The sequence below is a fragment of the Nocardia sp. FDAARGOS_372 genome, from assembly GCF_002554515.1.
GTDB lineage: Bacteria > Actinomycetota > Actinomycetes > Mycobacteriales > Mycobacteriaceae > Nocardia > Nocardia farcinica.
In genome coordinates, this window is record NZ_PDDW01000001.1 from 5,473,185 (window position 1) to 5,490,133 (window position 16,949).

The following is a 16,949-nucleotide window of genomic DNA, read 5'->3' on the forward strand; positions in this document are numbered from 1 at the left end:
CCTACCGGGACCGCGGCTGCAATGATGCGCGCTGTCCGACCGATGTGCAGAGCATCGCGGGCAGTTATTGTTGCGTGCCCGGGATCGCCGTGGAAGTCCGCAGCACGCGGTGCACGGGTGTGGTTGCTCGACCCGAGAGGTGAACAGGCGCGTATGGACACTGCCCGACGTTCCAGCCGTGAAGGCCGCCGCCGCCGATCGGGAACACCGCTGCTCGCGCAATTGCTGACCGCGGCGGTGGAATCGGCGGCCGACGCCATCGCCGTGTGCTTCGACCCGACCGGTGATCCCGACGACCGGGTCGAACTCACCTACCGGGAACTCGACGAGGCCTCCTCCCGGGTGGCCCGGGAACTGATCGGGCGGGGAATCGGTCCCGGCGACATGGTCGCCATGGGCATCTCCCGCTCCATCGGCTCGGTGCTGGCGCTGTGGGCGATCGCCAAGACCGGCGCCACCTATGTCCCGATCGACCCGACGTACCCGCCCGACCGGATCGCCCACATCCTGCGCGATTCCGGCGTCGAATACGGCCTCACCACCGCCCGCCACCGCGCGGTGCTCGGCACCAGCGCCTACTGGATCGAGCTGGACGACCCGGTGCGCGCCGAGCGCATCGCCGCGCACCCCGGCCACCCGATCTCCTACGCCGACCGGGTGCGCACCCTCACCCCGCAGCATCCGGCCTGGGTCATCTACACCTCCGGCTCCACCGGCCTGCCCAAGGGCGTGGTGGTGCCGCACGGCGGTTTGTCCGCGGTCGCCGGGGTGGGCGCGCAACTGGGCATCGGGATCGGCGACAAGGTGACCCACCTGAGTTCGCCGAGTTTCGACTTCTCCCTGATGGAAATGCTGTTCACCTTCCCGCAGGGCGCCACGCTGGTGGTCACGCCGCCGGAGGTCTACGGCGGGCGGGAGTTGGCCGAGCTGATCCGCCGCGAAGGGGTCACCCACCTGTTGATGACGCCCGCGGCGCTGGAATCGGTCGACCCGTTCGGGCTGGCCTCGGTGCACACGCTCATCGTCGGCGGCGAGAAGCTCAACCCCGACCTGGTGAGCCGCTGGGACCGGCCGGGCCGCACCATCCACAACGTCTACGGGCCGACCGAGACCACCGTCATCGTCACCGCCTCGGCGCCGCTGCACCCGGACGAGGAGGTCACCCTCGGCGGGGCCCTGCCCGGTGTCGGCGCCTACGTGCTCGACTCCCGGCTGCGGCCGGTGCCGCCCGGCGTGGTCGGTGAGCTGTATCTGGCCGGTCCGTCGCTGGCGCACGGCTATCACGCGCGGCCGGGCCTGACCGCCGCCCGGTTCGTGGCCGACCCGTTCGACGGCGACGGCAACCGGCTCTACCGCACCGGCGACCTGGTGCGCCGCCACGAAGACGGCACGTTCGAGTACGTGGGCCGCACCGATTTCCAGGTGAAGATCCGCGGGCTGCGGATCGAACTCGGCGAGATCGACACCGCGCTGATCGCCCACCCGGACATCGATTTCGCCGCGACCGTCGGCCGCACCCTGCCCTCGGGTGCGCCCGCGCTGGTGTCCTATGTGCTGTCGCGGGCGGGCTCGGCCGTGGACACCGCCGAGGTGCTCGAGTTCGTCCGGAAATCGTTGCCGTCCTACATGGTTCCGGCCGCGATCGTGGTGCTCGACGAGCTGCCGCTGAACGCGGTGGGCAAGCTGGACCGCGACGCGCTGCCCGCGCCGCAGTTCGCCGTCAAGGCCTATCGCCCGCCGGCCACGCCGCTCGAGCAGATCATCGCCGACGTCTTCGCCGCGCTGCTGCGCCCCGACGCCGGACCGGAGGAGCGGATCGGCGCCGACGACGACTTCTTCGAGCTCGGCGGCAACTCGCTGCTGGCCACCCAGGCCGTCGCGCGGATCGGCAGCGCCGTCGGGCTGGCGGTGCCGGTGCGGGTGATGTTCGAGAAGTCGACCGTGGCCGGGCTGGCCGCGCTCATCGAGAGCATGGACGCCCCCGCGCGCCCGCCGTTACGGCCGATGCCGCGCCCGGCGCGGGTGCCGCTGTCGTACGCCCAGCAGCGGATGTGGTTCCTCAACCGGTTCGATCCGGGCAGCGGGGTCAACAACATTCCGGTGGCGGTGCGGTTGTCGGGCACGCTGGACGTACCCGCGCTGCGCGCCGCGATCGCCGACGTGGTCGAGCGGCACGAGGTGCTGCGCACCGTCTATCCGGAGGTCGACGGTGCGGGCGTGCAGGTGGTGCTGCCCATCGACGACCCGCGCGCCCTGCCCGAGCTGTCGCTGATCTCGGTGACCGAGGACAGCGTGGCCGACCGGGTCGCGGCCGCGGTGACCGAGGGCTTCGACGTGACCGCCGCGCCGCCGGTCCGGCTGCGGCTGCTGGCGATCGACGACCGCGAATACGTGCTGGTGTGCGTGGTGCACCACATCGCGGGCGACGGCTTCTCCATGCGGCCGCTGACCCGCGACCTGATGACCGCCTACGCCGCGCGGGTCGAGGGCAAGACCCCCGAACTCGCACCGCTGCCCGTGCAGTACGCCGATTACGCGCTGTGGCAGCGCGAGGTGCTCGGCGGCGAAGACGATCCGGACTCCGTGCTGGCCCGCCAGGTCGCCTACTGGCGGCAGCGGCTGGCCGATCTTCCCGAACTGCTCGCGCTGCCCACCGATCGGCCGCGCCCGCAGACCGCCTCGTATCGCGGCGCCACGGTGAGCTTCGACATCGACGCCGACACCCACGCCACCCTGGCCGAGCTGGCGCGCAGGCACAACGCGACGCTGTTCATGGTCGCGCACGTGGCGCTGGCCGTGCTGCTGGCGCGGCTGTCCGGGCGCACCGACATCGCGGTGGGCACCCCGGTCGCCGGGCGCGGCGAGCCCGCCCTCGACGACCTGGTCGGCATGTTCGTCAACACACTGGTGCTGCGCACCGACATCGACGGCGCCGCCACCTTCGACGAGCTGCTCACCCGGACCAGGGCGGTCGACGCGGCGGCCTTCGAACACGCCGAACTGCCGTTCGAGCGGCTCGTGGAACTGCTCGACCCGCCGCGCTCGGCCGCGCACCATCCGCTGTTCCAGGTCATGCTCACCTTCCAGAACCTGCGCCTGGGCGGCCTCGACCTGCCGGGTCTGACCGCGACCGGCGTCGACGCCACGCTCCCGCTGGCCAAGTTCGACCTGCACCTCACCCTGGCGGAGGCCACCGACCGGCACGGCGTCCCCGCGGGGCTCGCCGCCGAGATCACCTATGCCACCGACCTGTTCGACGAGGCGACGGTGCGCGCGTTCGCCGAGCGGTTCCGGCGGGTGCTGGCCGCGATGGTGTCGGACACCCGGCAGGTCGTCGGTGATCTCGACCTGCTCGTCGCCGGGGAACGCGACCGGGTGCTCGCGGACTGGAACGCCACCGGGCATCCGGTGCCGGCCCGCACGCTCGTCGACCTGTTCGAAGCGCGGGTGGCACGCGATCCGGAAGCTGTCGCCCTGGTGGCCGAGGGCATCGAGCTGACCTACGCCGAGTTCGCGGCGCGGGTGCACCGGCTCACCCGGGCCCTGCTGCTCTCCGGTGTCGGACCGGGAACCCTTGTCGCGCTGGGCATGCGGCGCTCGGTCGACCTGGTGGTCGCCCTGTACGCGGTGCTGGAGGCGGGCGCGGGCTATGTGCCGCTCGATCCCGATCAGCCCGCCGAGCGCACCGAGCACATCCTGCGCACCGCCGCACCCGCCCTGGTGCTCACCACCCGCGCCGACGCCGTGCGCAGCAGCGCCGTCGCGCCCACGATCGCGATCGACGCACTCGACCTCGACGGCGTCCCCGACGGTCCGGTCGCCGATGTGGAACGACCCCGGCCGATCACGCCCGCCGACATCGCCTACGTGATCTTCACCTCCGGTTCGACGGGCCGCCCGAAGGGTGTGGCGGTCGGTCATGCCGCGATCGTGAACCGGCTGCTGTGGATGCAGGCGCAGTACCCGATCGGTGCCGAGGACGCGGTGTTGCAGAAGACCCCGGCGACCTTCGACGTGTCGGTGTGGGAGTTCTTGTGGCCGTTGCAGACCGGCGCGCGACTGGTGCTGGCCGCCCCGGACGGACACCGCGATCCGGCGTACCTGGCGCGCGCGATGGCCGAATTCGAGGTGACGGTCGTGCATTTCGTGCCCTCGATGCTGGCGGTGTTCGTGGCGGCGCTGGCCGAGTACGGATCCGACGCCCGCACGGCACTGCCGCGGTTGCGGCAGGTGTTCGCGTCGGGTGAGGCGTTGCCTGCGGCGACGGCGCGGCGGTTGTGTGAGTTGACCGGTGCGCGGTTGCATAATTTGTATGGTCCGACCGAGGCTGCGGTGGATGTCACTTATCACGAGGTGACGGCTGCGGATGTGGTGTCGGTGCCGATCGGTCGTCCGGTGTGGAACACGCGGGTGTTCGTGTTGGATGCGCGGTTGCATCCGGTGGCGCCGGGTGTTGCGGGTGAGTTGTATCTGGCTGGTGATCAGCTGGCGTTGGGGTATTTGGGTCGGCCGGATTTGACGGCGGATCGGTTTGTGGCGAATCCGTTCGGTGGTGTGGGTTCGCGGTTGTATCGCACCGGTGATCTGGTGGCGTGGACGAAGTCCGGTGAGTTGGAGTATTTGGGGCGTACGGACTTCCAGGTGAAGTTGCGTGGTCTGCGGATCGAGTTGGGTGAGATCGAGGCGGCGTTGTCGGCGCAGCCGGGTGTTGCTCAGTCGGTGGTGGTGGTGCGTTCGGATCCGCATGCCGGTGATCAGCTGGTGGGTTATGTGGTGGCGGGGTCGGATGCGTCGGTGGATGTGGCTGCGGTGCGGGCTGGGTTGTCGGCGGTGTTGCCGGGGTACATGGTGCCTGCGGCGATTGTGGTGTTGGATGCGTTCCCGACGAACGCGTCGGGCAAGTTGGACCGCAAGGCCCTCCCCGCCCCCGTCTTCGTCGGCGCGCACGACTTCCGCGCCCCCGCCACCCCCATCGAGCAGACCGTGGCCGCGGTCTTCGGCGAGCTGCTCGGCCGGGCCGAGGTAGGCCTCGACGACGACTTCTTCGCGCTCGGCGGCAACTCGCTGCTGGCCACCCGGGTGATCGCCCGTGTCAACGAGGCGCTCGAGGTGGGTCTCGAGGTGCGCGAGCTGTTCGAGGCGCCGACCGTCGGCGCGCTGGCCGCGCGGATCGTGCCCGGTTCGGCCGCGGGGACCCGGATACCGCTGGTGGCGCGCCCGCGTCCGGAGCGGGTGCCGCTGTCGCTGGCCCAGCAGCGCATGTGGGTGCTCAACCGGATGGACCCGGCCTCGGCCACCTACAACATTCCCTTCGCCCTGCAGATCGCCGGCGACCTCGACGTCGACGCGCTGCGTGCCGCCGTGGACGACGTGCTCGACCGGCACGAGGCACTGCGCACCCGCTTCCCGATCGGCCCCGACGACCTGCCCTACCAGGAGATCCTCGCCGTCGACGAGGTGCTGCCCGGCGGTCTGCGCGTCGAGCGGCCCGCCGACATCATGGGCCGGGTGCTCGACCTCATCGCCTCGGGATTCGATGTGACCGAGGCGGTCCCGGTGCGCATCGCCCTGCTCAACGGCGGCGTCCCCGACAAGCACCTGCTGGTGCTCGTCGCCCACCACATCAGCGCCGACGGCGCCTCGCTCGGCCCGCTGGCCCGCGACTTGATGACCGCCTACCTGGCCCGCTCCCAGGGACAGGAACCGGCCTGGGCGCCGCTGCCGGTGCAGTACGCCGACTACGCGCTGTGGCAGCGCGCGGTACTGGGGGAGGAGGACGACCCCGACTCGCCCGCGGCCCGGCAACTCGCCTACTGGCGCGACCGCCTGGCGGGCCTGCGCCCCGGCCCGATCCTGCCCCAGGACCGGATCAGGACCGCGAGCACCGGTACCCGCGGCGCCTCGGTCCGGTTCGCGCTGCCCGCCGAGATCCACGGCGCACTGGCCGAACTGGCCCGTGCCCACCACGCCTCGCTGTTCATGGTCGTGCACGCCCTGCTCGCCGCGCTGCTGGCACGGCTCGGCGGCGAATCCGACATCGCCGTCGGCACCCCGGTGGCGGGGCGCGGCGAACGCGCGCTCGACGACCTGGTCGGCATGTTCGTCAACACCCTGACCCTGCGCACCGAGGTCGACCCCGACGCGCGTTTCATTGACCTCCTCACCGCCGCCCGGGAAACCGACCTCGCCGCCTTCGCCCACGCCGACCTGCCCTTCGAGCGGGTCGTGGAGGCCGTCGCCCCCGGCCGGGTCGGCGCCGCGAACCCGCTGTTCCAGGTGGTGCTCGGCTTCCAGAGCCTCACCCAGCCGGTGCTCGAACTGCCCGGGCTCACCGTCACCGCGATGGACTCCGGCCCGCTGGCCGCCAAGTTCGACCTGCTGCTGCACGTCGAGGCCGGGCAGACCGCCGACGGCGAGCCCGCCGAGCTGGCCGGTGTGTTCACCTACGCCACCGACATCTTCGACACCCTCACCGTGCAGGGCTTCGCCCGCCGGTTCGCCCAGCTGGCCGCCGCGGTGGCCGCCGACCCCGAACAACCGATCGGCGACATCGACCTGCTCGACGACCTGGACCTGCGGCACCTGCGGCCCGCCGACATCCCGGTCCGCGCCGACCGCACCCTGCCGCAGCTGCTGGCCGACGCCGTCGCGGCCGCACCGCGGGGCAGCGCCGTGGTGTTCACCGACGCCGTGGAGCGGCTCGGCGCGCTCGACTACGCCGAACTCGATGCCCGCTCGACCCTGCTGGCCCGCGAACTCGTCGACCGCGGCGTCGGCCCCGAGGACGTGGTCGCCGTGGCCGCGCCGCGCTCGGTGGAATCGGTGCTCGCCGTCTGGGCGGTCGCCAAGAGCGGCGCCGCGTTCCTGCCCGTCGACCCCGCCTACCCGGCCGAGCGGATCGCGCACATGCTCGCCGACTCCGGCGCCGTGCTCGGCCTGACCGTGTGTGACGAGGTCGCGGCACTGCCCGGCGACGTGCGCTGGCTGCTGCTCGACGACATCGCCTTCGTCGCCCGGCTGGCCCGCTTCTCCGCCCGGCCGCTCACCGACGCCGACCGGGCGCGCCCGCTGCGGCCCGCCCACCCGGCCTACGTCATCTACACCTCCGGCTCCACCGGAACACCCAAGGGCGTCACCGTGACCCACGCCGGGCTCGCCGCGCTCGTGGCGGAACAGCGCGAACGGTTCCGGGTGACCCCGCACGCGCGGGTGCTGCACTTCGCCTCGCCGTCCTTCGACGCCTCGGTGTTCGAGCTGCTGCTGGCCGTCGGTGGCGCGGCGACCCTGATCGCGGTCGCGCCCAGTGTGTTCGGCGGGGGCGACCTGGCCGAGGTGCTGCACCGCGAACAGGTCACCCACGCCGTCATCACCCCGGCCGCGCTCGCCGGACTCGACCCCGCGGGCCAGGACGCGCTGCGGGTCTTGATCACCGCGGGCGAGGCCTGCCCGCCGGAGCTGCTGCGGCGCTGGGCGGCCCCCGTCGACGCGGGCACACTGCTGTTCTTCAACGCCTACGGCCCGACCGAGGCGACCATCATGACCTCGGTCACCGACCCCATGACCCCCGACCGGCCCATCACGATCGGCGCGCCCATCCGCGGGCTGGCCGCCTACGTGCTCGACCGGCGGCTGCGGCCGGTGCCCGCCGGGGTGACCGGCGAACTCTACGTCGCGGGCGCCGCCCTGGCCCGCGGCTACCTGCACCGGCCCGCGCTCACCGCAGACCGTTTCGTCGCCGATCCGCTCGCCGCCGACGGCAGCCGCATGTACCGCACCGGCGACCTGGTGCGCCGCACCGTCTCCGGCGACCTGGAATACCTGGGCCGCAACGACTTCCAGGTGAAGATCCGCGGCTTCCGGATCGAGCTCGGTGAGATCGACGCGGTGCTGAGCGCGCACGCCGACGTCGATTTCGCGGTCACCGTCGGGCACGAACTCGACAGCGGCGCCACCGTATTGGCCTCCTATGTGCATCCCGTGCCCGGCGCGCACGTCGACCCGGACGACCTGTTGGCCGCCGCCGCGCTCGCCCTGCCCCGGCACATGGTGCCCACCTCGGTCACCGTGCTCGACACCCTCCCGCTCACGCCGGCGGGCAAACTGGATCGGAAGGCCCTGCCCGCGCCCGTGCTGCGCACCGGCGAGTTCCGCGCGCCCCGCGGGCGAGTGGCGGAACTGGTCGCCTCGCTGTTCGCCGAGGCGCTGGGCAGCGCCGAACCGATCGGCGCCGACGACGACTTCTTCGCCCTCGGCGGCAACTCGCTGATCGCCACCCAGGTGGTGGCCCGGCTCTCGGCCACCCTCGGCACCCGGATCGAGGTGCGGGAACTGTTCGACGCGCCGACCGTCGCCGGGCTCGCCGCCCGGGTCGAAGCCGCCGCCCCCGTCCCGGCGCGGCCGCCGCTGGTCGCCGGGCCGCGCCCGGAGCGCATACCGCTCTCGCCCGCCCAGCGCCGCTACTGGTTCCTCAACCAGTTCGACACCGCCGCCTCCGCCGTCGACAACATCGCGACGGCGGTGCGGATGTCGGGCGAGCTGGACGTGGCCGCCCTGGCCCGCGCCGTGGCCGACGTGCTCGAACGCCACGAAGTGCTGCGCACCACCTACCCCGGTGGCGACGAGGAACCCCGCCAGCTCATCCATCCGGTGTCCGCCGATGCCGCCGCGCTCACCCCGGTCGAGGTGCGCGAGGACGCGCTGCTCGACACCGTGGTGGACCTGGCGCGCCGCACCTTCGACGTGACCCGCGAGATACCGTTCCACGTCGCGCTGCTGCGCCCGGCCCCGGACGAGCACGTGCTCGCGTTCGTGGTGCACCACGTCAGCGCCGACGGCGCCTCGATGGCCCCGCTGGCCCGCGACGTGATGGTCGCCTACACCGCCCGCCTGCACGGCACCGCGCCGCGCTGGACGCCGCTGCCGATCCAGTACGCCGACTACGCGCTCTGGCACGCCGCGGTGCTGGGCAGCGAGGACGACCCGGGTTCGCTCGCCGCCAACCAGATCGCCTACTGGCGCGCGCGGCTGGCCGGCCTGCCCGACCAGCTGGAACTACCCACCGACCGGCCGCGCCCGCCGGTGCAGTCCTTCCGCGGCGCGGTGGTGCGCGAGGTGCTCGACGCCGACCGGCACGCCGCACTGCAGGCACTGGCCCGCGAACACCGGGCCTCGCTGTTCATGGTCGTGCACGCCGCGTTCGCGGTGCTGCTGGCCAAGCTGTCGGGCACCGGTGACATCGCGGTCGGCACCCCGCTGGCCGGGCGGGGCGAACGCGAACTCGACGACCTGATCGGCATGTTCGTCAACACCGTCGTCTTCCGCACGCAGGTGCGCCCCGGCGACTCGTTCACCGATCTGCTCGCCGAGGTCCGCGAGGGCGACCTGGCCGCCTTCGACCACGCCGACGTGCCCTTCGAGCGGCTGGTGGAGGTGCTCAACCCGGCTCGCTCGACCGCCCGCAACCCGCTGTTCCAGGTGGGCCTGTCGTTCCAGAACCTGCGCGAGACCACCTTCGAGCTGCCCGGACTGCGGGTGCGGCCGTTGGAGTTCGACACCCACCTGGCCAAGACCGACCTGCAACTCACCGTCACCGACCGCTACGACGCCGACGGCGCGCCCGCCGAGATCGTCACCGAATTCAGCTACGCCACCGACCTGTTCGACGAGGCCACGGTCCGCGCCATCGCCCAGCGGTTCGTGCGCGTCGTCGATTCCGTCCTGGCCGACCCCGCGGCCCGCGTCGCGGCGATCGACGTGCTCGCCCCCGCCGAGCGCGCGACCATCCTGCGCGACTGGAACGAGACCGAGCACTGGATCGACCCGCGCGCCACCCTCGCGTCGCTGCTCGACGACACCGTCGCCCGCGACCCCGACGCCCCCGCCCTGCTCGCCGACGAGCGCGGCCGCACCGTCCGGCTCAGCTACGCCGACCTCGACCAGCGGGTCAACCGCCTGGCCAGGCACCTGATCCGGCGCGGCGTGCGCCCGGAGGACCGGGTGGCGCTGGCCATGCGCCGCGGCGTCGACCTGGTCGTGTCGATGTACGCCGTCGCCAAAGCCGGTGCGGCCTATGTGCCCATCGACCCCGATCAGCCGCTCGACCGGGTCGAACACATCCTGCGCACCGCCGCGCCGGTCTGCGTGCTCACCACCACCCGCGACGCGTTCGACACCGGCGTGGCGCTCACCGTGTCGGTGGACACCCTCGACCTGTCGGCGATCTCGACCGCCTCGATCGCGCCGTCCGAGCGCAACGGGATGCTGGTCGACGCCAACACCGCCTACGTGATCTTCACCTCCGGCTCGACCGGCGTGCCCAAGGGCGTGGCCGTGACGCACGCCGCGATCGTCAACCAATTGCTGTGGGAAGCCGCGGAATTCGGCCTGGACCGGGACACCGTCGTGTTGCTCGACACCGCCGCCACCTTCGACCTGTCGGTCTGGGAGTTCTGGTCGGCCGCCGTCGGCGGTGGCAGGCTCATCGTCGCCGACGCCGACGGCCACCGCGACCCGTCCTATCTGAACGCCCTGATCCGCGACACCGGCGTCACCACCCTGCACGCGGTACCCGCCCAGCTCGACGCGCTGACCACCGAGGCGGGCGGCACGCTGCCCGCCACCGTGCGGCAGGTGCTGGCCATCGGCGAGACACTGCCGCCCGCGCTCGCCGCCCGGATCCGGGCGGGCGGCGCGACGCTGTACAACCTGTACGGGCCCACCGAGGCCGCGGTGTCGATCACCGCGCACGAGGTCACCGACGCCGACACCGCGAGCGTGCCGATCGGCACGCCGGAATGGAACAGCCGGGTCTACGTGCTCGACGCGATGCTGCGGCCGGTGCCGGTCGGCGTCCCGGGCGAGCTGTACCTCGCCGGGGTGCAGCTGGCCCGCGGATACCACGGCCGCGCGGCGGCCACCGCCGAACGGTTCGTCGCCGACCCGCTGGCCGCCGAGGCGGGCGGCACCGCCGGTGAGCGCATGTACCGCACCGGCGATCTCGTCGTCCGGACCGCCGACGGCGAGCTGGAGTACCTGGGCCGCACCGACTTCCAGGTGAAGGTGCGCGGGTTCCGGATCGAACTGGGCGACATCGACGCGGCGCTGGCCGCCCAGCCCGGCGTCGCGCAGGCCGTGACGATCGGGCGCGAGCAGCCCGGCCGCGCCCCCATGCTGGTGTCGTACGTGGTGGCCGCCGACGGCGCGCGACCCGAACAGGCGACCCTGCTGGCCGGGCTGCGCAGCCGGCTGCCGGAATACATGGTGCCCGCGGCGATCGTCGTGCTCGACGCACTGCCGCTCACCGCGGTCGGCAAGGTCGACCGGGCCGCGCTGCCCGCCCCGCGGCCGACCGCCACCGCGCACCGCGACCCGGCGACCCCGGCCGAGCGCGTCGTCGCCGAGGTGGTGGGGGAGGTGCTCGGCCGCGAGACCGTCGGCGCCGACGACGATTTCTTCGCCATCGGCGGTGACAGCATCGCCGCCATCCAGGTCGTCGCCCGGGCCAGGGCCAGGGGCGTCACCTTCACCCCGCGCCAGGTGTTCGAACTGCGTACGGTCGCGGGACTGGCCGCCGCCGGCGCACCGCAGCCCGCTCCCGTCGCCGCGCGCACCGGCGAACTGCCGCTGACCCCCGCCGCCGCGCGCCTGCTGGCCGCCCGCCCCGACGGCGTCGAGGTCCGCGCCGTCGTCCTCGACCTGCCGACGGGGCACCCGCCGGTGCGCGAGGCCATCGACACCGTGCTCGACCGCAACCCGATGCTGTGGGCGCGGCTGCGGCCCGCCGCCGACGGACGTCCACCGGCCTTCGTGCTGCCCGAGGCGCCCTCGCCCACCGACCAGCCGTACTTCCGGCTGCTGGACACCTCCGCCGACACCGTCCCGCTCGACGACGTGGTCGCCGCCGCGGCGGCCGCCCTCGATCCGGAGGCGGGGCGCAATATCCGCTTCGTGCACCTCGGCCCCGACGACCGAGCCCAGCTGGTGGTGGTCGCCAACGGCCTGGTGCTCGACGACCATTCCTGGCGGGTGATCGTCGACCAGCTCGGCGCCGCCTGGTCGCGGCGCCGCTACGCCGCCGCCGTCACCGGTACGGGCCTGGCCGGCCTGCTGCGCGAGCTGGCCGCGCGCGCCGCCGACCCGGCCGTGCACGCCGAACTCGGCTGGTGGCGCGCGATGGGTGCCGACTCCGGCCGGATACCCCCCGGCGCGGATCTCTCGGTGCGCTCGCGGGTGTCGCTCACCATGACCCCCGAGGGCGCCGCCGCGGTCGCCACCACCGCCCAGGCCTATCACGCCGGGATCGACGAAGTCCTGCTCACCGCGCTCGCCCTGGCCCTGCGGACCGCCGCCGACGAGCCGGTCGTGCGCACCGCGGGCACCGTGGTCCGCCTCGGCGCGGACGCCCGCGACAGCGACCACACCGACGCCGTCGGCGCGTTCACCACCGACTACCCGCTCGCGCTGCGCCTGGGCGAGCTGGATCCGGCCGACGCGCTGGTCGGCGGCCCGGCCGCGGGCACCGCGCTGGGCCGGGTGAAGGAACTGCGCCGCGCGGTGCCCGGCGAGGGTGTCGGCTACGGCCTGCTGCGCTACCTCGACCCCGGCATCGAGCTGCCCGGCCCGGGGCTGATCCGGCTGCGCTACCGCGACCTGGGCCCGGCCCGCGTGCACACCGACGCACCGGCCGACGATCTGCTGATCGATCTGCTCGTCGAGGCCACCGACGCCGGCCTGCTGGCCCGGTTCGATTTCGCGGCCGCGGTCTTCACCGCCGATCAGGTGCGTGCCTTCGCCGAGCACTGGGTGCGGGCACTGGGCGGACTGGCCGAGCACGGCACCCGGCCGGGGTCGGGCGGGCACACGCCCTCGGACTTCCCGCTGGTGCGACTGAGCCAGGCCGACCTGGACCGGTTCACCCAGACCGTGCCGGCGCTCGCCGACGTGTGGCCGATGACGGCGATGCAGTCCGGCATGCTGTTCCACGCGCTGCTCGCCGACGCCTCCATCGACGCGTACATGATCCAGTTCGTGCTCGACCTCGACGGCGCGGTCGACCCCGGCCGCCTGCGCGCGGCCGCGCAAGCGGTACTGGACCGGCACGCCAACCTGCGCGTCGCCTTCGCCGACACCGCCGACGGCAGCACGGTGCAGGTGGTGCCCGACCGGGTGCAGGCGCCCTGGCGGCAGATCGCGCTGGACCACCTCGACCCCGAGGTCATCCCGGTCGAGGCCGAGCGCATCGAGAACGCCGAACTGGCCCAGCATTTCGATCCCGCGGTGGCGCCGCTGCTGCGTTTCACCCTGCTGCGCACCGCACCCGAGCGCTACCACCTGGTGGTCACCAGCCACCACATCCTGCTCGACGGCTGGTCGGTACCGCTGCTCATGCGTGAGCTGCTCACTGTGTACGCGCTCGGGCCGCAGTCGCGGCACCTGCCCAAGGTGCGGCCCTACCGCGACTACCTGGTGTGGCTGGCCGCGCAGGACCGCGACGCCGCGATCGCGGCCTGGCGGGCGGCGCTGGACGGTGTCACCGAACCCACCCTGCTGGCTCAGCGGCCCACCCACGAGATCTCCGCGGGCATCGGCGAAGCGGGCTTCGCGATGTCCACCGCGCAGACCGAGGCGCTGACCCATCTGGCCGCCCGCGTCGGCGTCACCGTCAACACTGTCGTGCAGGCCGCCTGGGCGCTGCTGGTCGGGCGCAGCACCGACCGCGACGACGTGGTGTTCGGCGCCACCGTCTCCGGTCGCCCCGCCGACATCGACGGTGTGGAGACCATGGTCGGGCTGTTCCTCAACGCCGTGCCGGTGCGGGTCCGCCTCGCGCCGACCCGCACCCTGGAATCGCTGCTGCGCACCGTGCAGGACGAGCAGGCCGCCCTGCTCGAACACCACCACCTCGGTCTGGCCGAGATCCAGGAGGCCGTCGGACTCGAGTCGCTGTTCGACTCGCTGGTGGTGTTCGAGTCCTACCCGGTCGATCACGAAGGGCTGCGCCGGGTCAGCGAGATCGACGGCATGACGGTGAGCGGGGTGCACGTCACCGACGGCACGCACTACCCGGTCACGGTGATCGTGGCGCTCGGTGACCAGTTGCGCGTGCAGGTGAAGTACCTGCGCGACCTGTTCGACCCCGAGGCGGCCCGCACCCTGGCGGCCCGGCTGTCCGCGCTGATCGGCAAGTTCGTGGCGGTGCCGCACGCCAGGGTCGGCGAGGTGGACGCCCTGCTGGCCGACGAACGCGCGGCCTTGTTCGCCCGCAACGCGACCGTGGTGCCGGAACTGCTCGACGAGGCCACCCTGCTGACCCTGTTCGACGCCCAGGTGGCGCGCACGCCACGGGCCACCGCGCTGCGCTACCGCGACACCACGATCAGCTACGCCGAGCTGGACCGGCGCTCCCGGGTCCTGGCCGGCGAGCTGGCCGCGCGCGGTGTCGGGCCGGAGAAGCTGGTCGCGGTCGCGATGCGGCGCAGCATCGACCTGGTGGTGGCCGTGTACGCGGTGTTGCGCGCGGGCGGTGCCTACGTGCCGGTCGATCCGGACCATCCGGAGGAACGCAACGAGTACGTGCTCGCCGGCGCGGCCCCGGTGTGCGTGTTGACCAGGACCGCCGACGGTTTCACCACCCGCACCGGCGTGCCGGTGGTGGCCGTCGACACCCTCGAGCGCGCCGCGCGGCCCTACCGGGGCGTGGCCGTCGCGCCCGACGACCTGGCCTATGTCATCTACACCTCCGGCTCCACCGGACGTCCCAAGGGCGTGGCGATCACGCACCGGCAGATGGCCAACCAGTTCCGCTGGGCCCAGCTCACCCACCCGCACGACCGCGGCGACGTGGTGCTGCACAAGACCCCGATCACCTTCGACATCTCCACCTGGGAGCTGTTCTGGCCGTTGCAGACCGGCGCGAGCGTGGTGATCGCCGAACCCGACGGCCACCGCGACCCCGGCTACCTGGCCCGCGTCGTCGCCGAACACCGGGTCACCACCGTGCATTTCGTGCCATCGATGCTGGATGCCTTCCTGGCCGACGTGCGGCCCGGCCGGCGCACCTCGCTGCGGCGGGTGTTCGCCGCGGGTGAGGTGCTCGCCACCGAGACCGCGGCGATGTTCGCCGAGCGGCTGCCCGGCGTCGACCTGTTGAACTGGTACGGACCCGCCGAGGCGACCGTGGTCACCGAGGAGCGCGCCTCGGCCGACGCCGACGGCGCCGGCGTCCCGATCGGCACCCCGGTCGCCAACACCCGCGTGCACGTGCTCGACCGCCAGCTGCGGCCGGTGCCCGACGGCGCGGCCGGTGAGTTGTACGTCGCCGGCGTGCAATTGGCGCGCGGCTACCATCGCGCGCCCGGCCTGACCGCGGAGCGGTTCGTCGCCCGCAACGGCGGCGAACGCATGTACCGCACCGGCGACCTGGTGCGCTGGCGCACCGGCGCGGACGGACGCGCGGTGCTCGAGTACCTGGGCCGCACCGACTTCCAGGTGAAGCTGCGCGGCCAGCGGATCGAACTCGGCGAGATCGAGGCGGTGCTGCTCGCGCATCCGGCCGTGCGGCACGCGGCGGCCTCGGTGGTGTCGGCGGCGGCGGGCGAACGCCTGGTCGCCTATGTCGTGGCCGAGGAGGGTGTGGTCGCCGACCCGCGCGCGCTGCTGGCCCACGCCAGGGCCGCGCTGCCGCCGTACATGGTCCCGGCGGCGGTGGTGGCCCTGCCGGAGCTGCCGCTCAACGCCAGCGGCAAACTCGACCGGCTGGCACTGCCGGTCCCCGAACTGCCCGTGCGGCCCTACCGCGCACCGGCCACCGACACCGAGCGGCTGCTGGCCACCGTGTTCGCCGATGTGCTCGAGATCGACCGCGTCGGCGCCGACGACGACTTCTTCGAACTCGGCGGTAACTCACTGGCCGCGACCAGGGTGGTGGCCCGACTGCGCCAGGACGCCGACTTGGACACCCGGGTGCAGTGGTTCTTCAGCGACTCCACCGTGGCCGCGCTGGCCCGCCGCATCGACGAGGCACAGGCCTACGGCGTGGACTACGACGCGGGCACCGCCGACGCGCTCGGCCCGCTGCTGCCGATCCGCGGCGAGGGCACACTGCCACCGCTGTTCTGCCTGTATCCGATGGCGGGTCTGTCGTGGGGGTACGCGGGCCTGTTGCCCTACGTGGAGCAGGGGCGGCCGGTGCTCGGTCTGCAATCGCCCGCGCTGTCGGAACCGGACTACCTGCCGGAGTCGCTGGGCGAGATGGCCGCCCGCTGCCTGGCGGAGATCCGCTCGGTCCAGCCGTACGGCCCCTACCACCTGCTCGGCTGGTCGCTGGGCGGCATCCTGGCGCACGCGGTCGCGGTCGCCTTGCAGGAGGCGGGGGAGCAGGTCGCCCTGCTCGCGCTGCTGGACAGCCACCACGACATCGCCGCCGCCGATTTCCGGGTCGCGCTGCGCGGCGCGCTCGCCGAGATCGGCATCCAGGCCGACAACCTGCTCGGCGACAGTCCGGCGCCCGCGCTGGGCGAGGACGAGCTGCTCGCTCTGCACGCGGCGATACCGCCGGAGTTGTCGACGCTGACCCCCGAGCGGCTCGGCCGGGTCTATCGCAGCGCCGTCCGGTCGGCGGAGCTGATCGGCGAGCACCGTCCCGGCGTGTTCCGCGGCCGGGTCGACTACTTCAGCGCCCGCATCCTCGGCGCCAACCTGGTGCGCGGTATCGACCCGGAGAACTCGGCCGCGAAGTGGCGTCCCTTCGTCGACGGCGAGGTCGCCGATCACCCGGTGCACGCCGCCCACGACGAGATGACCGCGCCGCACGCCCTCGCCCAGATCGGACCCGTGCTCGCGGCGCGACTCGCCGCCGGGGGTGCGGGCCTGCCCGCGGGGGCCGGTCGGGCATGATGTCACGACGAGGCGACGGAACCTCCTTTTGTGAGGTAACGGAACGACCTGTTGTA

The 16,949-nt window shown here is 73.1% G+C and carries 1 protein-coding gene; it reads left to right on the forward strand.

The features are described from left to right. Positions 1-153: 153 nt before the first annotated feature. Positions 154-16,893: a non-ribosomal peptide synthetase gene (locus CRM89_RS25650; protein WP_098086519.1), complete on the forward strand. Its 16,740-nt coding sequence runs from the start codon at positions 154-156 to the stop codon at positions 16,891-16,893. The last annotated feature ends 56 nt before the right edge of the window (positions 16,894-16,949 follow it).